We start from the raw sequence: 21957 nt of genomic DNA on the forward strand, positions 1-21957 counted from the left end.
ATAATAGGTTTTAACATGACAAATCTTTCAAAAATCGTCGTAGCGAGCTCTCTACTGACGTGTGCTGCTGCGCAAGCGGGTGGGTTATACCTTTACGAAACAACAGCATCGGATATTGGTTTGGCATCCGCTGGTATGGCGGCTCGTGCGCAAGATGCCTCAGTAATGGCAGCAAACCCGGCTGGTCTGGCGAATGTTTCTGGTAAATCTTTCTCTGGTAACCTGATTGGCCTTTACGGTGACGCGCAACTAGACACGATGACTGGCGATGCGGGCAACGTGATTGGTTTTGTTCCTATGGCGTCGGCATTTTACAGCCAACAAGTGAACGACAAATGGACGCTGGGTATTGGTCTGTATGGCAACTACGGTCTTGGCCTCGAGTACGAAGGTCTTTTGAATAATCATTTAGATATTCCTACAGCAACGACGCAAGCCTTAACCATTCAACCTTCCGCTTCTTACCGCATCAATGATCACTGGTCTGTGGGTGCGGCGCTTGGCATTCAGTACGGTATGTATGAAGTGGAAACGAAGGGAGCCTTGAACTTCAATGACGAAGACCAAGATACTCAGCTCAACGGCCGAGTAGGTGTGCTTTATGAAGCAACACCAGGCACGCGTCTTGGTCTGTCTTACTCTTCTGAAACCGAATTTGAATTCGACAATAGCAACTCCATTGCTCCGCAACAACTGATCTTCAGTGCTTACCATGAAGTGAATGATGACCTAGCGGTAATGTGGAACGTGAACTGGCAAGACTGGAGCGAATACACAACCACGCTTAAGGCTGCAGATTTGGTCGATGTAGAGACACAAGACACTTACCAAATCGCATTGGGTACTCAGTACAAACTGAATGAAAAAATGATGTGGAATGCAGGTTTTGCATTCGATACCAGCATGTATGAAAGCCAATCAAACGGTGACATTACCGTTCCTACTGGCAAGGCGTACCGCATTGGCACAGGCATTGATTACAAATTGGATTCAGAAAACTCAATTGGTTTCGCGTTTGAAGCGGTCTTGATGGAGTCTTCAGAAACAGAAACGCCACGCTTACAAGCTGGCTTTGATGAGCCTGCTCTGTACTTCATGAGCATGAGCTACAACTGGAAAAACTAATCATTCCTAATCGCTAAAACGCCTTCCTTACAGGCCATTCTACCCTAACTACCTGCACTGGATGCTGTCATGTCATCCAAGGTAGTTAGGGCGCTTCTGTCACATCCAGTGAGTGATGATTCAAAAAGTATCTGCGCAGCTAAGTGCGGGTATTCAACATCTCAAAGGACAAAAAAATGAAAAACAAACTAGCGTTAGTGTGTACGACTTTGTTGGTCAGTACGCTGGCTCATGGTGCCGAGCATCGAGTAAAAGACAATAAAAACAAGTTGGCGGATGACCCAACAAAAGTCATCACGAAATTTGGCGCGTCGTACGCAAACAACTACGATTTTGATGATCAAAACATCTCATTCTCGGGCTCACTTGCGCTTGACCAAGCGCGCAAAATTAACCTGCGTATCAATGATGATGCGAGCGAGTGGCGTATTGGTGGCTCGTGGTTGTTTCCGGTCGGTATCGTGAACTTCAACTTCGGTAAAAATGAATACGTAAACGGCGCGGATCAGACCAACTACAGCGTTGGTACCTTTATGCCGCTAAGTTATTTCGGGATTGAGCCAGCAGGCTTCCAAATTTTCCCAATGGCAGGCTATACGTACAACACTGGTGATGTTCCTGTTTGTGACGGTGCAGAAAGTAGCCACTGTAGCGAGCCTAACTTTACGGGCACTCCAAGTGCAGAGAATGGCTTCAATATGATGAGCTCTTCAGGCAGCAGCGGTTACGTTGGTGCATTTGCGCTGAAATCGTTTACCAAAGAACTGACGTTAATCAGCTTCGCAGCAGGCACTTACGGCTCAGAAAACAGTGAAGGAGAGAACTACAAAGGCTTCTTTGGTGGTATCGGCCTTGGTTACCTTGTGAACAAACGCCACTCGTTTAACGTAATGACGTTTGTCATGGACAACAACACCTATCTGGATGAAGCAGACAAGCGTGTTGCGGTATCGTACCAATATCAATTTGAATAAATAAAAACGCAGCCCAAATAGCTGCGTTTTTACTTTGATAGAATGAACTAGTGAATTGAGTTGTTTTCTTCGATCTTTTTCTGGTACTGGTGTTTTAATATATACATGCGCTTAACATCGCTGTAAGCGCCGTTAATAAAGTATTCTTCTACAAGGTGACCTTCTTCGATAAAGCCGCACTTTTTGTATAAGTGAATAGCGACTTCGTTATCCACTGCGACTAATAAGTAGATTTTACGTAGATTAAGAATTGAGAATGAGTAATCTAACGCACGATTAATCATCTCTGTCGCATAACCTCGGCCTTGATGCTCTGGGGCGATGATTATCTGAAATTCCGCGCTGCGGTGAATGTAGTTAATCTCGATCAGCTCAACTAAGCCAATTACGATGCCGTCTTCATCTTCGACGACAAAACGCCTTTCAGCGTCATCATGTATATGTTTTCGATAAAGTTCTTCGAGCTCGTCATAAGACTCGTAAGGTTCTTCGAACCAGTAGGCCATGATATTTCGGTTGTTATTCAGTTCATGAATAAAGCGCAAATCAGAACGCTCTAATGCACGCATTTTTAGGCCTTTCTTCATCATTTTTCTCCAATGAGGGCGGAGAATACCTCCGCACTTGATGCTAGAAAATATTACCGTATTTCACAAGAATAGCGCATCTTTTTTTGGAAAATATCCTGTGATTTTCAATGTGGAAACTTAGAGTTCACGACAAATATAAATTAATCTTTACGATAAAAAACTCGATTAGGTGCTTTGCCTAATATCGTATTAAATACCGCGCAACGACTTAGTGTCTTAATCTAAACAAACAAGGTATTCAATATGTTTTCAATCGGTGACGTAGTAGTAGCGACTAAAGGTATCGATCTTGGCGAAATGGTTGTTACAGGTTTAAGCAGTGGCGGTTTTTACACACATGTAAAAGCAGGCGAAAAAACACTAACTTACCCAGCTAAAGATCTTAAGAAAGCATAATTAAATTTGCTCATTCTTATTTTTAACTGGCTTAAAGTTCGTATTAGTTATTTTAAGCGGGTTAGAATCGATAAAAGGTAGCGCAATGAGTCGCTACCTTTTTTTATTTTTTCTACCTTTCTTCACCAATATGAAACTCAACGCGATTTCTTCCAGTTTCTTTTGCCTTGTAAAGTGCTAAGTCGGCGCGTTTAACTAATGGTTCAAATGAGTCGTCGAGACGACAGACTTGAGTTACCCCAATACTCGCGGTGAAGCTCATATCACAACCTGAATGTTGAACGGTCGTCGTTTCTAGTGCATTACGAATCGTTTCTAATGTGTCTAGAGCTTGCTGTGATGAGCGACTTCTTAATACGATGGCAAACTCTTCACCGCCAACTCTGGCAAGTAAGTCACAATCAAGTAGATGACTTTTAATAGTATTAACTGCATGGATCAGTGATTTATCGCCTGCGTCATGACCAAATCGGTCATTGAGGCTTTTAAAATTGTCGAGATCTAAAATAGCAACATGGAAGTCAATGCCCTGGGTTCGGTATTCATTTAGGCGGCTTTCGATTTGTCGCATGAACTCTCTGCGGTTTGGAATACCTGTTAGATCATCTGTCGTGGCGAGGTGCTCCATCTTCATAATCTGTATATGAAGGGCAATGTTTAAAGCAATCCAATTAGCGATGCACTGAAGCTGTGCCGCTTGTTCGTTTGTGTAAATGTGCGTTTGATGATGCGCAACATTAAGCGTTCCTAGGCAGACTTTACCGTGCATTAAAGGCGCGTCCATACACGTACCCATACCATTGGATGCGAGCATCATACAATCGATCTCATCAGATTGCGTAACATCATCGCAGATCATCAGTTGTTGCTTTTTGAACACTCGGCCAACAAACGCTTGATGAATGGGCACTAAAAATTCAGCGGGAATCGCTTTACTACCAGAGAAAGAGTAGACCTTTAGATGATCATTGTTTTCATAAAGTGTGATACTCGCACGGTCAGAATTAAATATACGATTTATCCATTCTGCCACCGTATCAAGTACTTGCTGTAGTGTTTCCGATTGAGCTAAAAAGTGAACAAACCCTATCGGCATACATATCGGACTTTCCATGTTTTGCATCGATAAGTCATCAGGGTTAAAAGTTCTTTCAAGTCTCAATAGACATCTCCTTGGCAATGTTGCAAATACCAACAATAAATTACGTGAAGCTATTTTGTAGAAAATGTGCTTCTTGGTAAGAGTATGGTTTAATTATCGCCGTTTGTGTGCATTTGGTTGCTTAATGTGGGCGTTAACTCACCCTAAATAAGTAAATCTTATACCTATTTATAAGTAAGTCATTACTCAATAAGTGGTGTTTTTAAGATGGAAGTACAGAATGAGCCCTTCTGGAAGAGAAGGGCTAGAAAAGGATACAAATGGGGTCAGGTGAGTAGAGACTTAATTGTCTTTGTACTTTTGTAAAATCAACTGACTTATCTGCGCAACGAGCTGGTCCCTAGCTTGAAGTGAGAGCTCGGTTTCTGTGACATAAATACTAATGTAAACAGGTCGATGATTTTCCTTCCATATAATCGCGTTAATGCCACGCGAACCATGACCACCCGCACCAGAACGGTCTGCAATAGACCAACCTGTTGGTAATACAGAACGCATTAACGAGTCTGAAACTTTGTTGTCCTGCATCCAGATTTTTAATTGTACACGAGACTCATAAGACAACGTTTCGCCTTCGACCAAAGTTCGAAGAGTGTTTAGTATGGCGTTAGGTGTGGTTGTGTCGCGGCTGTCGCCTGGTGTGGCTTCGTTCAAGCGAGGTTCTATTCTGTCTAGGCGCGTTGCTTTATCTCCAATTGTTCGCAGAAACATTGTTACGGCTTTAGGGCCGCCAATTTCATTTAATACCAAGTTGGCTGCAGTATTATCACTCATTAACATAGCGGCTTCACACGCGTGCTCTATGCGTGTGTTTTGGCCTGCGAGCTTATCCATCACTGGAGACCATACAACGATACTGCGCTCATCGACTTTTGCGGTCGCATTCTTACTTAGCTTACCGCTGTCCATATCACTTAGCATTTTGGCACAAGCTAGGGTTTTGAATGTGCTCATGAGTGGGAAGCGTTCATCGCCACGGTAGTCCCAACGCTCGTCTGCTTGGGTATCCCAAACTGACACCCCAATTCTGCTTGAGGTTTGTTGCTCGAGGAGAGAAATGTCCTCATTCAGTTGGGACGCGTAACTTAGGGTTGAGCAAACCATTAGCCCAGCCAACAAAAATAACTTTTTCATGGATCGTGTTCTTCAATTTTAGTTTTAGTTCGCACCGTAGCGATGTCACGTAAACTATAACGAGCCAATACTCTAAACACTGTTAAATCTATGTCTATTTTATGTAGGATTCTTTGCAATACGCTAATACGGTCTCAATATGAGGAGAAGAGTGTTGCTATCAAGGCCCGTAGTTTGGCCTATATATTACGTCGGTGATTCGGTCATAAAAATATCTTAGCGTGAGACACTGGCTCAGAATTTCTTATCATGAGCTAACGAATAGTTTGATCCAGAGAAATAAAAGGAGCTGAATCATCAGCTCCTTTGTCTAGTTGGATAATTACTTACAGTTCAATCTTTTTAACCATGCCCGATTCTGCATGGCCCGGAATGTTGCACGCGAACTCAACCTTGTTGTCACCGTGGAAGTGCCACAGTAATTGCTTCGCTTTACCTGGTTCTACCGTAACTGCGTTGCCTGAGTCATGCATGTGATCGCCACTCATTGTCTTCATCATTTCGCGATGTTCTAGCTGCTCTTTAGCCGAACCAATCGTAAACTCGTGGTTGATCTTACCGGTGTTCATGACCACAAATTGCACCACATCGTTTGGCTCAATTTTAACGTCTTTTTTGAACTTGATGGTCATGTCATCACCCAAGATAACGTGTACCACTTTGTCTGGCTTTGCCCCTTTTGCTGGCATACCAACTGCCGACATGCCCGGCATATCCATCATGTTTGAATGGTCCATTTTACTGTGGTCCATCTTCATACTGCCGTGGTCCATATTTTCATGCTTCATGTTGCTATGATCCATGTTCGCGTGGTCCATGTTTGAATGATCCATTTGGGCAAACGCAGTCGTTGTTGTTAGGGCTAGAGCAAGAGTAATTAGTGTCTTTTTCATTTTTATATCCTTGTTTTAATTCATTAATAACTTGGTCGCTTCCCCTCAAAACGGCATGTTTGAGGGGAAGGTAGGGATTAAGCGTTGTTGTTTACATCACTAGCTTGAGTGCTAGCTTGGTGATTAGTCGCATTGCTATGACGCAACTCACGTTGTTTCCACAGCTTGAAGATGGCAGGAAGCACTAACAGCGTCAGCAGCAGTGCTGATGCCATACCACCAATCATTGGTGCGGCGATACGTTGCATGACTTCTGATCCTGTACCTTCGCCGTACATGATCGGAATCAGACCAATAATGACCGTTAGTACCGTCATCATTACTGGGCGAACACGCAGGCCTGCACCTTCACGAATGGCATCGGTTAAGTCTTTTGCCTCAAGCTTTTGTTGGCTCTCTTCCGCATCCAGCTTTTTGTAGTGCCATGCTTGGTTGAGGTAGACGAGCATGATGACCCCAATCTCAACCGCGACGCCTGCTAGGGCAATAAAGCCGACCCCAACGGCAATCGAGAAGTTGTAGTTGAGGATATGCATGAGCCACAAACCACCGACCATAGCGAGCGGTAGCGTAAGCATGATGATCATTACTTCGCCGACACGACGGAAGCTGAAGTAAAGCAGCAGCATAATGATGGCAATGGTGATTGGTACAACGACACTCAAGCGGTCTTTTGCACGCTCCATGTATTCGTATTGACCAGACCAAGCCAGCGAGTAACCCGCAGGAAGCTCCAGTTGATCAGCCACGACTTGCTGTGCTTCCACGACGTAAGAGCCAAGGTCACGACCATCGATGTCGACAAATACCCAGCCATTCGGACGCGCGTTTTCCGTCTTGATCATCGGAGGGCCATCTTCATAACGAATGTCCGCTACGTCAGCCAGCGCAATACGAGCGCCATTTGGTGTCACTAACGGTAGGTTTTGCAGTTTAACCACTGAATCACGGTAGTCTTGAGGGTAACGAACGTTGATTGGGTAACGCTCTAAGCCTTCGATGGTTTCACCCACATTCATGCCACCCACCGCAGTGGAGATCACCTGCTGAACGTCTTTGATGCTCAAGCCGTAACGCGCCGCTGCACGACGTTTAATGTCGATCGTGACATAACGACCACCTGCTACACGTTCTGCGTAAACCGATGCGGTGCCTTGTACGCCATTAAGAATTGGCTCCAACTGAGAACCGATCTTCTCAATCACTTTCAGATCGGGTCCGGCGATCTTAATGCCGATAGGGGTTTTGATACCCGTTGCTAGCATGTCGATACGGGTTTTGATCGGCATTACCCAAGCGTTAGTAAGACCAGGGAACTGAACCAGCTTGTCGAACTCTTTGCGCAGTGACTCGGTTGTTACCCCTTCACGCCATTGGTCGCGTGGCTTCAACTGAATCACGGTTTCAATCATGGTGAGTGGTGCTGGATCGGTTGCGGTCTCAGCTCGGCCAATCTTGCCCCATACGGTTTTCACCTCTGGAACGGTTTTGATCAGCTTGTTGGTTTGTTGTAGAAGCTCACGCGCCTTACCAATCGAGATACCCGGATAGGTCGTTGGCATGTACATCAAGTCGCCCTCATCCAGCGGCGGGATGAACTCGCTACCCAGTTTACTGGTTGGGTAGTAAGCCGACGCCATCAGACCTAATGCGATAACAATCATGGTCTTAGGGTATTTTAAGCTGGTGTTCAACAGCGGACGGTACAATGCGACCAAGCCACGGTTAACCGGGTTTTTGTGCTCCGGTAACACCTGACCGCGAATGAAGTAGCCCATAAGAACAGGGACGAGTGTTATTGCCAAACCTGCTGCCGCTGCCATGGCGTAAGTCTTAGTGAACGCAAGCGGCGAGAACATCTTGCCTTCTTGGCCTTCTAAGGCGAACACCGGTACGAAGCTAAGAGTGATGATCAGCAATGAGAAGAACAGCGGTGCGCCGACCTCTTCTGCGGCTTTACCAATTACTTGCCAGCGGTTTTTATCGGTCAGTGGCGTTCGTTCAATGTGTTTATGAACGTTTTCAATCATCACGATTGCACCATCCACCATCGCACCGATGGCAATCGCGATACCACCCAAGGACATGATGTTGGCATTGATGCCTTGCCAATGCATTACGATAAACGCAGTGAGAATACCGACCGGTAGACTCAGAGCGATAACCAATGAAGAACGAATGTGGAACAGGAACAACGCACACACAATTGCAACGACGATGAACTCTTCTGCAAGCTTCTTCCATAGGTTTTCTACCGCTGAATCGATAAGGGTAGAGCGATCGTAAGTTGCAACAATTTCCACGCCTTCTGGTAGGCCGCGCTGTAGGTCAGCAAGCTTGTCTTTTACTTTTGCAATGACTTCACTGGCGTTTTCACCAAAGCGCATAACGATAACGCCACCAACGGCTTCCCCTTCGCCATTCAGCTCTGAGATACCACGGCGCATTTGTGGACCAAGGTTAATGTCTGCGATATCACCTAATAGCAACGGTGTGCCTTTCTCGGTGACTTTGAGAGGCAGTGATTTGATGTCTTCAATGCTGGTTAGGTAACCCGTGGTACGAACCATGTGCTCGGCTTCGGCCACTTCGATAACGGACGCGCCGGTTTCTTGGTTACCGTTTTGGATTGCCATGTTCACTTGTTGCAGAGTGAGGTTGTACGCACGCAGTTTGGCAGGGTCAATCTGCACTTGATACTGCTTCACCATGCCGCCCACGGTCGCGACTTCAGAAACGCCATCCACGGTTTGCAATTCGTACTTCAAGAACCAGTCTTGCAGGCTGCGAAGATCTGCCAAATCATGCTTGCCGGTTTTGTCTTGTAATACGTAGCTGTAAACCCAGCCCACGCCCGTTGCATCAGGACCTAGGGTTGGTTTTGCGTTCGGTGGCAGCTTTGGTGCTACTTGGCTCAAGTATTCCAACACGCGTGAACGTGCCCAGTACATGTCGGTATCATCGTTGAAAATGATATAAACGTAAGAATCACCAAAGAAAGAGTAGCCACGAACCGTCTCAGCACCCGGCACGGCAAGCATGGCGGTGGTGAGTGGGTAAGTGACTTGATCCTCGACGACTTGAGGTGCCTGACCCGGATAGCTTGTCTTGATGATCACTTGCACATCAGAAAGATCCGGAATCGCATCAACAGGCGTATTCTTTACACTGTAAAGTCCGCCTAATACAAGGGCTAAGGTCGCGACCAACACTAGGAATCGGTTGCTCAGTGACCAACGAATAATAGCATTGATCATAATTAACCCTCGACGGCTACTGTTGCAGGAACTAGCTGTTTAAGAACGTAGTCAGATCCTTGTTTTTCAACTAGAAACCGAACTTTCTGTCCTTCTTCAAAACCCGATAGATCAACGTCTTCACCCACAGAGAAGTTCATCTCGCCAGCATCCCAGTTCCATTCTGCAACCGGTAGGTGGTTTAAGGTGATCATGCCAAAATCAGCCATCAGCATGCTAATGTCACCAGTTAGCCAAACTTCTGCGGCAATGACGCTGTTGTCTGCCTTATAGTCGATGATTTGGTACTGACCGGACTCCGTCTTTTGCATTTCAAATTCGATAGCCTGACCTTTTTTCAAGTTACCCATCTCAACGCCATCTGCAAAAGTGAAGTTCATTACCATGCCCGGCCAATCCCATTCTGGTACAGGCTGGTGGTTGATGGTCAGCATGCGGTGATCTTTCATTACGTCTGTGATCTCACCTTTAGCCCATGCCGTTTCCGCTGCCGCTTCTATACCATTGATGCGAGACAGATCCGCCGACTGGCTTGATTCAGAATCGAGCATGAAGTGAGACGAAGTAACGATCTTGTCGCCTTTTTTAAGTCCTTGTAATACTTCGATTTGTTCGCCAGCTTCACGGCCAACTTCAATTCGAGCTGAGCGGTATTTGCCTTCTCCCTCAGCCAGAACAACGCGAGTCATACCGCCAGAGCGAATAACAGATGACTTAGGAATCGTTAACACTGCGTCGTCAGTGACAGGCTGCAAGGCAATATTGGCGAACATGTTTGGCTTCAATGCGCTATCTGGGTTAGGGAATTTAAGACGCACACGCAACGTACGTGTTTTCGGATCGAGGATTGGGTACACGTAATCTACGACACCTTGCCATTCATTGCCCGGAATCGCGTCAAGGGTCATCGTGGCTTGAGAACCCGCTTTCATCCAGTGCGCTTGACGCTCAAAGACTTCCGCATCAACCCAAACATTGTCCAAAGGACCTGCACTGATCACCGCTTGAGCAGGAGACAAATAGCCACCTTCACGCACGTTTAAGCTCGCGATAACGCCATCAGCAGGCGCTTTGATTTCAATGGTTTGCGATGCTTTACCACTACGAGTAATGGATTTGATTTGAGCACGGTCAACACCAAGCGTTACCAAGCGTTCGGTCGCGCCTTTTACAAGACCTTTGCGGCCAGTGCGGTACGCATTCAGCAATTCTTCTTGTGCTTTAACCAGTTCTGGAGAGTAAAGCGTGAAAAGCACATCGCCTTTCTTCACTTTCTCGCCCACGGCATTGATGTAGAGTTTTTCTACCCAACCCGCCACACGAACGTTGGTTTGCCATAACAGACTTTCATCAAAGGCAATATAACCAACCGTTTCGATGCGTGGTGACAACTGCTGTAGTGTCGCGTTTGCGGTTTTAACCCCGAGGTTATTTTCTACTGAAGGGTCAATAGTCACTGTACCTGGTGCATCTTGTTCACCGGATAGGTCTTCTGCGTAAACCGGAATCAAATCCATGCCCATTGGGGATTTACCCGGCTTGTCGCGTTTGTAATTCGGATCCATTGGGGCAACCCAGTAAAGCGGATCATTAGAGCTTGCAGCAGATTCGCCACCCATCGCACTCATGTCGTGAGCCGAGCCCGTAAGAAAATGATTAGCACCAAACCCTAAAGCACCACCAACAATCAGCGCGATGGTTGCAATTTTTAATGTTTTCATTGTTTTACCTTATTTTCCCCTTCACATTTGACGCTACAGCGTTGTTGCCTGCTCTCGTTCACCCAAATCACATAGAGGATCTATGCTCATGGGATTCTCTCGTTTGCCGCCTAGCTGCAGCCCCAACTGTCTTGGGGAATCACAAATTAATATGTCGAAATAGAGCGAGCTTCCGGTGAAGCCACTTGGTAGTCGAAACCACCGAGTAGGGCGGCTAAATTGCTGTTTGCGATGTTGAGATCGGTCAGCAGACGTTGTTGCTCTAATTGCAGAGCCAACTCGTCAGTCGTGGCAGAAATCACATCGTTAAACTGCGCTGTGTTGTTTTGATAACCCCGCTCAACGGCTTGAATGCGCGCTTTCGCTTGAGGCAATAAGGTGGATTGATAACGTTCTAAACGTTGGGTTAAGTTGCCGCGATCAACCAGCAAAGTGTTCACCTTGGCATTCATCTGCGTTAGTAAGGTGTCTTTTTGTGATTGTGCCGCGCCAACTTGGTATTGAGCGGCCGCGAGATTGCGATCTTGGCGGTCACCCGTAAACAACGGAATGTCCATGGTGAGGTAAGCGCTGACCAAATCGGAGGCAGGTTCACCCATCATGTTGTCGGCTTGGCGGTAGGCGTACATTACTTCGACGCCAAACTGCGGGTTGTAGGCTTGCTCAGCAATCTCCACCTGAGTTTTATTGGCAGAAATGCTAACGTCTGCCATCTTAACCATCGGGTGTTGGCTGAGTTGCTGATAATGCTTGGTGAAACCCTGACTTGCAGCAAGTTTGCTGTTCAGTGTGTCCCAATTAAGTTGATTGCTCGCGTGCAGAGCCTCTTCGTTCGCCAACCAATCTGACCCCAACCATTCGGAGAGTTGAGAGATAAGACGACGTTGCATTTGTTCGTTGGCTTGCAGTTTCTCATCCAACTTGCTGACTTGAAGTTGGGCGTTAAGCAGATCTTGCGCTTCACTCTTACCAATCGAATAGTTGGTTTGAATAAAGCTTTCCATCTCCTTCATCAACTTGCGGTTCTCAAGCATGATTTGTTCAGCGCGTTGCTGGTAACCAAGTTCTAACCAAAGTTGAGTCATGCTGTTGGCTACCTCAAGCTCACGAGCATGAACTTGAAGCCCAAGGCCGTCGGCTTGTTGATTGGCTTTCTTCTGTTGCAAATCAAGCGTAGAGCCACGCTCAAACTGTTGCATTAAACCAACGGAGATGTTGGTCATTGGGTCTTCATCGAATTTGAAGCTGTCGACAGGCAAGCCACCAAAACCCACTTTCAGTTTTGGGTCCATTAAGGTCGCGCTCGCGACGCCCGTTTCACGCATGGCTGCAGATTGCGCTGAGTATTGCTTACGATTGCCATCGTTACTCAAAGCGACGTTGATCAATTGGGCAAGCTTGGTCGTTGAAGCTCGCTCACTTGATGCGGAATTTTGTGCTGCGTGCGTCTCTTCACCTGCGGCGTTAACCAAGGTTGGCGCAGCGACCAGAGCCACCATAAAAATAGGTGCAGCTAAGTGGTATGGTTTGATATCCATAATCTAAATCCAGTGTTCGCCGGATCGATGGAGGTGCGGATTTTATTGCGGGAACAGTAAAGCCTTGTTACCTCATCGTTCAGGCGCATTAAAACAACCTGCGATACACGCGCAGGGTCGAATGCTAGGACGGATTTAGGCTATTGGAGGTCGGTACAGGTCGCTGCTGACGTGTACGACTGGGGAAGCAACTTCAGGAGTAATGGTTGCGCGATAGACGACGGGCATTGGGCTATTGATAGGATTCGGTAGGGGGACGAAAACTATCGTACACGCAGCAGTACAGCAGGTATGAACCATGCCAGAGCCTCCACCACAGTTCATGCTGGTTTCTCTTGCATCGCTATCTTCTGCTACGGACGCTTCGGACATAGAACCGTCACTCATGGAGACGTCAATCATGCCAGGCATACCGCAGTGTTCGCTGTCACTCATCATAGAAGGATGGTGAGCCATGCCAGTAGACATCATTTGAATATTCATCAACGGCTCACTGTTCGCCACACTAGATACCAATAGCACTAGCGTCGTGAAGAGAGTTAACCAAATTGTATGCAGCGATTTTAAGTGCATACCCTTTCCCATGTGTTTGATGAAAATGATGAAAACCCTTCGATTCTAAAGGTTAACCTAAGGGTAAGGTCAATCATTTATTACTCTTATTATCAAAATAGTCCAACCCTTCAGTTTTCGCACTTTCGAGGGAGTAAAACGTTTGTTAAACACCGAGTGTTGAAAGTTAGCGAAAGAAGCCCTCGCTTTTTATGACACGTGAAAAATGTGGTTTATAAGTTTTACATCACACTAACTTGTCTTACAAATGATTATCCTTATAGAATGCATGGTTTTACTTGTGCAGATTTGGATTTGCTTTGCTGCGGGGGTTGCATGATAGAAATTGTCATCGATGGAAAATATAGAATTGTAGAAGAGGGTCTAACCCTTTTAGAAGCAGCAAAAGTGTGTGGGGTCGAGATCCCATCGCTGTGCGGAATGAACAAAAGTAATGAAAAAGTACCGTGTGACTTGTGTGTGGTTGAAGTCGAAAGCGGCGGTACTAAGCGTGCGTGTGAACTTGAAGTTTACCGCGGCCTTAATGTGGTCACGCAATCAGAACAATTAAGCGAGCACCGCAGAAAAGCACTCAACCGCATCATGACGGACCATTACGCCGATTGTGAAGCGCCATGTAAAACCGCGTGTCCAGCAGGTGTAGATATCCAATCGTACCTTTATCACATCGCACAGAACGATCATCAAAAAGCGATTGAAGTGATTAAGCGTACGCTGCCTATGCCGTTATCGATTGGCCGCGTATGCCCTGCATTTTGTGAGAGCGAATGTCGCCGCTCGTTAGTCGATGAGCCTATTGCAATTCGTCAGCTAAAACGTCATGCCGCGGATGCGGATTTGTCTGCGCATGAAGCCTATGTACCAGAAAAGAAACCAAGCAAAGGTTTGAACATTGCCGTCGTCGGCAGTGGTCCTGGTGGTCTGACAGCTGGCTACTACCTATCGAACGAAGGCTACGACGTTACGGTCTTTGAATCCATGCCAAAAGCGGGCGGTTGGTTGCGTTATGGCATTCCAGAATACCGTTTACCAAAAGACATTCTCGATAAAGAAATCGAATTGATGTGCCGCAACGGTATGCAAGTTCACACCAATCAAAAGCTAGGTGTGGATTTCACGCTTTCTCAATTGAGCGAAGAATACGACGCGGTGTGTTTGGCGGTCGGCGCGTCTCAAGCGGTCGAAATGCATTACACAGGCAGTGACCTTGAAGGTTGCTACTTAGGTGTTGATTACCTCAAAGATTACGTGACTGAGCAAAACTATGTAACGGGTCAGAAAGTCGCGGTGATCGGTGGTGGTAACACGGCAATTGACTGTGCTCGTACTGCGCGTCGTGCTGGTGCAGACACCACGTTGATTTATCGTCGTACTCGTGACGAAATGCCGGCAGAAGACTACGAGATTGTCGAAGCGGAACACGAAGGGGTGAAATTCCACTTCTTGACCAACCCTGCAGAAAACCTTGCCGATGAAACCGGACGCGTGAATGCGATTCGTCTAGAGCGCATGGCGTTGGGTGAGCCGGATGCATCTGGTCGTCGAAGCCCTAAACCAACCGGCGAGTTCTTTACCGAAGAGTTCGACACCGTGATTGCGGCAGTATCGCAAAAGCCAGATCTGAGCTTCCTCGAAGGCGAAGATTTGTCGATTCCACTTACGCGTTGGAACACCTCCGATGCAGATGAAAAGACCATGCACACAGGCACGGGTAACATCTTCAGTATTGGTGATTTCCGCCGTGGTCCAGCAACGGCAGTTGAAGCGGTGGGTGATGGTCGCGTTGCGGCAAAAGCCATTGACCTGTTTTTGAATGGCGATATGGCAGATATGCCAAAGGCGGCGTTTAACTCGCGTAAAGAGAAGAAGCTCTCTCAAGTCGACCCGCTTCACTTCGAGAACATCCAGAAAGTCGCTCGCTCTATCATGCCTGAACTGACTCCAGCACAACGCGAGCAAAGCTTCGCTGAAGTGGAGTTGGGCTTTGATAACGAAGAAGCAATGAAGGAAGCTGCACGCTGCCTTGAATGTGGCTGTCAGGCCAATACCGATTGTGCGCTACGTGACTACTCCACCGAATATGAAGCCGAGCAGAGCTTTGACTTCTCCTTGCAGATTAAATCACATCAAGATTGGTTAGATCTTCGTGCGAAAGACTTGCGTCATAAGTACGAAGTTGACCGTAGCTCTGAGTTTATTGAGTTTGATGCCAACCGCTGTATTAGCTGTGGTCAGTGCATCCAAGCGTGTCGTGACAAAGCCGTGCACGGCGTACTGAACTTTGTGTGCGACAAACAAGGTCGTCCTGCATTACGTCCTGACGACCGTCCACACTTTGGAAGTAACAAGAATGGCTTAACCCTAATGGGCGATTCGAACTGCGTGCAATGTGGCGCGTGCGTTCAAGTGTGTCCAACGGGGGCGATGGTCGATAGTCGTGACCGTTCACAAGGTCGTACTGAAGATCTGAAAGCGGTCGACACCATTTGTACATACTGTGGTGTGGGCTGTAAGTTGACCATGTTCGTGGACGAAGCAACCAATACGATTCGTTACGTGAAGGGCGGTGACTCGCCGGTGAACCAAGGCATGCTGTGTGTGAAAGGGCGCTTTGGTTTTGACTTCATTGGCAGTGAAGAGCGTCTTACCACGCCATTGATCCGCAAAGACGGTTGGTTGCAGCCTGCAAGTTGGGAAGAGGCGATTCAACTGATTGCGGGCAAGTTCTCTGGCATTAAGCAAGATTTTGGCAGCAACGCATTGGCGGGCTTCTCTTCAGCGAAAACCACCAACGAAGATAACTACGCGTTCCAAAAATTTGTCCGTCGTGAACTGGGCACTAACAACGTCGACCACTGTGCGCGTTTGTGCCACGCATCGAGTGTAACCGGTCTTGAGGCGTCACTGGGCAGTGGTGCAATGACCAACGACATTCCAAGCATTAAGCACTCTGATGTGATCTTTATTATCGGTTCGGATACTACATCAGCACACCCGATCATCGCTTCACACATCAAACAAGCCATTCGTCACCACGGCGCTCGCTTGATTGTGGCTGACCCGAAACGTGTCGATATGGCAGAGCATGCAGAGCTGTATATGGCGCACCGTCCGGGTACAGATGTGATGCTCCTAAATGGCGTCATGCAACAGATCATCAAGAACGGTTGGTACGATCAAGAGTACATCGAAGAACGTGTCGACGGCTTTGATACCTTACTGCAAGAAGTGATGTCGCCAGCTTATAACCTCGATAAAGTGGAGTTGGTTACGGGCGTAAAAGCCGAAGACATTCAAGCAATGGCGCGCATGATCGGTACGGCAGATCGTACGGCTGTTTACTACTCGATGGGTATTACTCAGCACACGACAGGTCATGACAACGTGCGTTCTATCGCTAACCTGCAATTGCTGTGTGGCAACATCGGTATTGAAGGTGGTGGTATCAACCCATTGCGTGGTCAATCAAACGTGCAAGGTGCGTGTGATATGGGCGCGTTGCCAAACAGCTTCCCGGGCTATCAAAAGGTATACAACCCAATTGTGCGTCAGAAGTTTGCGATTGAATGGAACGCACCAAATCTGCCTTCTGAGCAAGGTCTAACCCTGACAGAAATCATTGATGCGGCTTGCCATCGTGACGTTCGTGGTATGTACATCATGGGTGAGAACCCAGTGTTGAGTGACCCGAACCAAGCGCATGTGATTGAAGGTTTAGAAACGCTCGACTTCTTGGTGGTTCAAGACATCTTCTTAACGGAGACTGCACAATACGCGGATGTGGTTCTGCCTTCTTGCTCATTTGCAGAGAAAGCGGGTCACTTCACCAATACGGAGCGTCGTGTTCAGCGCGTGAATCCGGTTGTCACGGCGCCGGGTGAAGCGAAAGAAGATTGGTGGATTATTCAAGAAATTGCCAATGCCATGGGCAGTGATTGGGATTACCACTGCGTGTCTGATATCACGAATGAAATCGCACGCGTGACACCTCAATACGCGGGTCTTCGTTGGGATGCCATTACGCCAAACGGTGTGCAATGGCCGAGCAACAAGAACAACCCTGCGGGTACTCGCATCATGCACCAAACCCAGTTTACTCGTGGTAAAGGTCAAATGGTGGGCGTACCGTTCCGTTATGCGGCTGAGCTGCCAGATGAAGAGTACCCACTTGTGTTAACGACGGGTCGCGTACTTGAGCAGTTCCATACTGGAACCATGACGCGCAAAACCAAAGGGTTGGATAATCTGGCTGGCCCTCGTGCGATGGTGAGCGTGGAAGACGCAGAGGCACTTGGCATCAGTAATGGTCGGCGTCTGACGGTGTCTACACGTCGCGGCAGCATTGAGATTGATGCCTTTGTGACTAAGCGGATTCAAAAAGGTGTGGTGTTTATTCCTTTCCACTTTGTTGAATCGCCAGTCAACCGCCTAACGACAACGGCAACTGACCCGCATGCGAAGATCCCTGAGTTCAAGGTCGCTGCGGTTAAAGTGGAAGTGAGCGAGAAAACAACGCAGACAGAGTCTCTCGAAGATAGTTACCAACACGTTTAAATTCGGTGAGTCACATTGTTGTGGTCACTGACAATTTGAGCCTAGTTGATGGGCGGATAATCTAATCTTGATTTCCGCTCTCACTATATTCACTCGGATTGTCTTTTTCTTCAAACTCCTTTTACTTTTCTGTTATCACCGCGCTCCGGTTAGTTTTCCCTTCTTACTTCTTACTTCTTACTTCTTACTTCTTACTTCTTACTGTCTCTATGGCGTATTTTTGTTCAAGCCCATGATGAGAGTGCAATAAAGTTTGTTGTTGAGCTTGTCATAGAATTGACTGTCTCTGACTGTCCTCTGTTATTTGGGCAAGTTCTATAACCTAAACTTTGCTCGCTTCCTATACTGAATTAACGAAGCAAGATTTTTATAACAACAAGAGGAAGCTTGTATGACAAGAACAACCTCATTTGCACTCGTTTTATTACTTATGTGCGCATACTTTGGTTACAACCGTTATTATGTATACCCCCAGCAGTTGGAAACACAGGCGAAGTCCATGCTAATACAAATGGCAAATCGCGAAGAGTGGGTAGATGTGTTTGAGATGATGAATCGCGTAGACGCGCATAAGGGCCATTTGGAACTTGTTGCTGACGTGACATCCTCTGATGGTCAGCGTGCGTACAGTGAAGGTATTATCACGTACACGGATCGCGAAGGCGTTGTCTGTAAACAGGTAGTGTTCAACTTTAAAATAAACTCTTTGAAAAACTACAATATTTCCGATTTACGAGATTGTTCCTACGGTGAGTACTATTAATATTGTCTGAGAGTTGAGCTCGATAGCGCAGTGTATGAATACAGAAACAAAAAATAGCCCTTCGTTGGGGCTATTTTTGTTTTTAAGGAATAAACGCAATATCGTGGAATTAGTCGAGTGATTTTTTGAAGCGAAATGAAGCGACAATAAGGCCGATAACGGTGAATCCAAGTAACCAAACTGTATCTCGCCATAGCTCCATTAGGTCTGCACCACGCAGCACCACACCACGAATAATTCGCATAAAGTGGGTGGCAGGCAGCGCTTCGGATATCCATTGTGCCGCGATGGGCATTCCTTCATAAGGGAACATAAATCCGGATAGAAGAATCGATGGCAAAAGAATAAACACCGTCATCTGCATTGCTTGAAGCTGCGTCGTCGCAATGGTGGATATCACCAAACCTAAGGTTAAACTCGCGGCGATAAACAACAGCGTGCCAAACAGTATCTGACTAATGGCGCCGTTTATCGGTACACCAAATATCCAATGACCCAAGCCTAAAATGATAAACACCTGTATCAGACCAACAAAGATGTAGGGAATGATCTTCGCTACCATGAGTTCGATGGAGTGGATTGGCGTAGTAATCAGTAACTCTAAATTGCCACGTTCCCGTTCTCGAACAATGGCTGCGCTGGTGAACAAGATCATCGTCATGGTTAGAATCACGCCCAATAAACCGGGGACAATGTTCACCGCCGAGCGCCGACTCGGGTTGTAATACAGCGCAACTTCAAAGGTTTTGGTTGGGGCAGGGCGTATCTCAAAATCAAAATCCGTTAACGGCATGGTTTGCAGTGAGAGAATCGCTGAGCTGATCATGGTGTCTGAACCATCCACAATCCACTGGCCAAGCTCTCTACCTTGCACCATGCGTTGGGTTAGGTCGCTAGGTAGAATTAAAGCCGCTCGCACCAAACCGTCTTGAATGGCTTGCTCGGCTTCAGAAGCGGTAGCGAAGGTTTCGACCACATCGACCACTTGTGTGACTTTGACGGACTCAGTGATCACGCGCCCGGCAGTGCTGCCACTTTGATCGACGACGCCAACGGGAATGTTGCGAATATCCGTATTAATGGCAAAGCCAAATAGCAGAAGTTGAATCAGGGGGATCATTACGACCATGCCAAAGGTAATGCGGTCACGTGAAAGCTGACGGATCTCTTTGATCATCACCGCTTTCATGCGGGCAATAGATTTCATCATTGGCGACCTTCTCCCGTAACGCTGACAAACACATCTTCCAAGCTAGGACGAGCAATGTTCATCTCGCAGCCATCAAGCGCAGGAAAGGTTTGGGTTAACCATTCGATCGGTTGTTCGATGTGCTGGTGGATCAAAATGCGTAAGCGAATGCCGAGCTGTGCGGCCGAGCGCACCTCTTCGCGTCGAATGACTTTCTCTTTTAGCTCGCGTAAGTTATCCGCTTTGACTTCAACGATGTTAACGCCCATTTGGGCCATGAGTTCTTCTGGCTCACCATCGGCGCGGATTTCCCCAGCTTCCATAATCGCCAGACGATGACAGCGCTCTGCTTCGTCCATGTAGTGCGTTGTGACCAAAATCGTCGTGCCTTGGTCAGAGAGATCAAACAACTGCTCCCAGAAATCGCGTCGGTTCTCTGGGTCAACCGCAGATGTGGGCTCATCGAGAAACAACAGTTCTGGTTTGTGCATAGTGGCTGCGGCGAGAGACAAGCGTTGTTTCTGGCCGCCACTCATTCCGCCGACGCGCTGTTTACGCAGCTGGTCGAGACCGTAGGTGGATAGTTGTTCTTCGATGCGAGCTTTCAGAGCCTTGGTTTCCATACCAAAGATTTGTCCAATAAACTCAAGATTCTCTTGAACTGTCAGGTCATCATAGAGGGAGAACTTTTGTGTCATGTAGCCAATCTTGAGGCGCAGAAGCTCAGATTGTTTTGGGATCTCTAGCCCAAGCACATCCACGTTGCCCTCACTTGGGCTAAGCAAGCCAGTCAGCACACGAATGGTTGTTGATTTACCGCAGCCGTTGGGACCAAGAAAACCATAAATACTGCCTTTGGGTACATTGAGCGTGATGTTGTTGATGGCGGTGAAGTCACCAAACTTCTTCACTACATTTTCAGCTTGAATCGCGTATTCGGTCATTGGCTTACTCCACCAAATCCACTTGCGCTGGAATGCCCGAAGGCAAGGATTGTGCTGAGTCTTGTAGGTCGACTTCTGCAAGGTACATCAAACGCGAGCGTTCTTCCTCGGTAAGCGCGAAATAAGGCGTAAATGAAGGCTCAGTCGCAACCCAACGAACGGTGCCGCTATATGGTTGCTCAACGCCATCTACATGCACGTTAACCGTTTTACCCGGCACAAAATCGACTCGGTAGTTGGCAGGAACGTAAACGCGAGCGTATGGGACGCGGCTGGCTTGTATTACAGCAACTACACCATTCACAGGAACGCGTTCGCCAAGGTTAAACGGTAGGTTATCTAACAAGCCATCTCGCGTGGCGGTGATGGTGAGTTCTGCCAGTTTCTGTTCTTGTAGTGCCACATCGGCTTTTGCTGCCATGAGTGCGGCTTTTGCTTGTTCAATATCTTCAGGACGAGAGCCAGCGGTCAGTTTGCTGAACTCTTCTTGTGAGGAGTCTAGCTCTGCACGGGCAGAATCTCTGGCTGCTAAAGCGGTGTCTTTTTCTGATTGGCTGATGAGTTTTTTACGAACTAACTCCGCCTTACGTTGGTAGTTCTTTTGCGCTTCAACCAATTGAGCTTCCGCTCTGGCAACGCGTGCTTGCGCTGCGGCAATGTCTTCTGGTCGCTCACCATTGGTCAATTTCAAAAGATAGGCGTCAGCCTTGGCTTGTTCGGCTACGGCGTGAGCTAAAACGGCTTCTTGGTTCTTTGTATCGAGCTGAACCAGCACTTCTCCTTCGGTGACTTGGCTGCCTTCCTTGATGGGTAGGGCACGAATTATCTCGCTAGAGGTTGCAGTAAAGGTTACGCGGTCACGTTCTAGTGTGCCAAGGGCTTGCTGTCCGTCATCTTTGGAGCAGGCAGTTAAAAGAGTCAGGGCTAGGGTGCCAAGAATGATTCGCTTCATCATGCGACGCTTCCTCTAAGAAGGTGAGCTCGAATTCGTATCAAGCTATAGAAGAGTGTGGGACTGCATTCAGTGTAACGTGAGTCAGTTTTGTCCGGCTAGGAAGTTAATTCCTTCAATATTCATCAATTGATTAATTATTGAAACTGGCTTTATCCTGCTGAAGCCGTGCTTTACTTGGCTCTTTTAAGT

General features: G+C 47.2%; 16 protein-coding genes. 5 read left to right on the forward strand and 11 right to left on the reverse strand.

Features of this window, described 5'->3' with window-relative positions; all coding sequences use genetic code 11:
- Positions 1-15: 15 nt before the first annotated feature.
- Both R7P67_RS02635 and R7P67_RS02640 read left to right on the forward strand, forming a co-directional pair.
- Positions 16-1125, forward strand: coding sequence for an OmpP1/FadL family transporter (locus tag R7P67_RS02635; protein WP_262627863.1), 1110 nt, complete (start codon positions 16-18; stop codon positions 1123-1125).
- A 176-nt stretch (positions 1126-1301) separates the two neighbouring features.
- Positions 1302-2099: a hypothetical protein gene (locus R7P67_RS02640; protein ID WP_005459709.1), complete on the forward strand. Its 798-nt coding sequence runs from the start codon at positions 1302-1304 to the stop codon at positions 2097-2099.
- A 47-nt stretch (positions 2100-2146) separates the two neighbouring features.
- On the opposite strand, the gene speG is transcribed toward R7P67_RS02640, so the two are convergent.
- Positions 2147-2686, reverse strand: coding sequence for a spermidine N1-acetyltransferase (speG, locus tag R7P67_RS02645; protein ID WP_005375417.1), 540 nt, complete (start codon positions 2684-2686; stop codon positions 2147-2149).
- A 246-nt stretch (positions 2687-2932) separates the two neighbouring features.
- Here speG and R7P67_RS02650 point away from each other — a divergent pair, with 246 nt between their 5' ends.
- Positions 2933-3085, forward strand: a complete 153-nt coding sequence (locus R7P67_RS02650; RefSeq protein WP_005375418.1) for a hypothetical protein — start codon at positions 2933-2935, stop codon at positions 3083-3085.
- Between the two features lie 112 nt (positions 3086-3197).
- Here R7P67_RS02650 and R7P67_RS02655 read toward each other — a convergent pair whose 3' ends face one another.
- The 7 genes from R7P67_RS02655 to R7P67_RS02685 all read right to left on the reverse strand — a co-directional run bounded on the left by R7P67_RS02655 (position 3198) and on the right by R7P67_RS02685 (position 13363).
- Positions 3198-4247: a sensor domain-containing diguanylate cyclase gene (locus R7P67_RS02655; RefSeq protein WP_021707655.1), complete on the reverse strand. Its 1050-nt coding sequence runs from the start codon at positions 4245-4247 to the stop codon at positions 3198-3200.
- Positions 4248-4529: 282 nt separating this feature from the next.
- Positions 4530-5381, reverse strand: coding sequence for a carbenicillin-hydrolyzing class A beta-lactamase CARB-42 (locus R7P67_RS02660; protein WP_005375420.1), 852 nt, complete (start codon positions 5379-5381; stop codon positions 4530-4532).
- 326 nt (positions 5382-5707) lie between these two features.
- A complete protein-coding gene (copI, locus tag R7P67_RS02665; protein WP_017821519.1) occupies positions 5708-6274 on the reverse strand; it encodes a copper-resistant cuproprotein CopI in 567 nt (188 codons plus the stop codon).
- A gap of 77 nt (positions 6275-6351) precedes the next feature.
- On the reverse strand, positions 6352-9531 hold the full coding sequence (locus tag R7P67_RS02670) for an efflux RND transporter permease subunit (RefSeq protein WP_262652924.1): 3180 nt from the start codon (positions 9529-9531) through the stop codon (positions 6352-6354).
- Positions 9532-9533: 2 nt separating this feature from the next.
- Positions 9534-11252: an efflux RND transporter periplasmic adaptor subunit gene (locus R7P67_RS02675; RefSeq protein WP_262652926.1), complete on the reverse strand. Its 1719-nt coding sequence runs from the start codon at positions 11250-11252 to the stop codon at positions 9534-9536.
- Positions 11253-11398: 146 nt separating this feature from the next.
- Entirely contained in the window at positions 11399-12790 is a 1392-nt protein-coding gene (locus R7P67_RS02680) for a TolC family protein (RefSeq protein ID WP_262652928.1), read from the reverse strand.
- A gap of 135 nt (positions 12791-12925) precedes the next feature.
- Positions 12926-13363, reverse strand: coding sequence for a hypothetical protein (locus R7P67_RS02685; RefSeq protein ID WP_262652930.1), 438 nt, complete (start codon positions 13361-13363; stop codon positions 12926-12928).
- Positions 13364-13678: 315 nt separating this feature from the next.
- On the opposite strand from R7P67_RS02685, the gene fdhF reads away from it, so the two are divergent.
- Both fdhF and R7P67_RS02695 read left to right on the forward strand, forming a co-directional pair.
- Positions 13679-17917 (forward strand): formate dehydrogenase subunit alpha, encoded by a 4239-nt coding sequence (gene fdhF, locus R7P67_RS02690; protein ID WP_262652932.1) that lies wholly within the window; start codon positions 13679-13681, stop codon positions 17915-17917.
- 391 nt (positions 17918-18308) lie between these two features.
- Positions 18309-18680, forward strand: coding sequence for a hypothetical protein (locus R7P67_RS02695; RefSeq protein ID WP_005375433.1), 372 nt, complete (start codon positions 18309-18311; stop codon positions 18678-18680).
- 109 nt (positions 18681-18789) lie between these two features.
- On the opposite strand, the gene R7P67_RS02700 is transcribed toward R7P67_RS02695, so the two are convergent.
- The 3 genes from R7P67_RS02700 to R7P67_RS02710 are packed head-to-tail and all read right to left on the reverse strand — an operon-like array spanning position 18790 to position 21768.
- On the reverse strand, positions 18790-19887 hold the full coding sequence (locus R7P67_RS02700) for an ABC transporter permease (RefSeq protein WP_031778897.1): 1098 nt from the start codon (positions 19885-19887) through the stop codon (positions 18790-18792).
- A complete protein-coding gene (locus R7P67_RS02705) occupies positions 19887-20813 on the reverse strand; it encodes an ABC transporter ATP-binding protein (protein ID WP_238843668.1) in 927 nt (308 codons plus the stop codon). The genes R7P67_RS02700 and R7P67_RS02705 overlap by 1 nt, the downstream gene beginning before the upstream one ends.
- A gap of 4 nt (positions 20814-20817) precedes the next feature.
- The gene (locus R7P67_RS02710) at positions 20818-21768 is read right to left on the reverse strand and encodes an HlyD family secretion protein (protein WP_005385136.1); all 951 of its coding nucleotides are present in this window, start codon (positions 21766-21768) and stop codon (positions 20818-20820) included.
- Between the last annotated feature and the right edge of the window lie 189 nt (positions 21769-21957).

Source organism: Vibrio sp. Vb0937, from assembly GCF_033338855.1.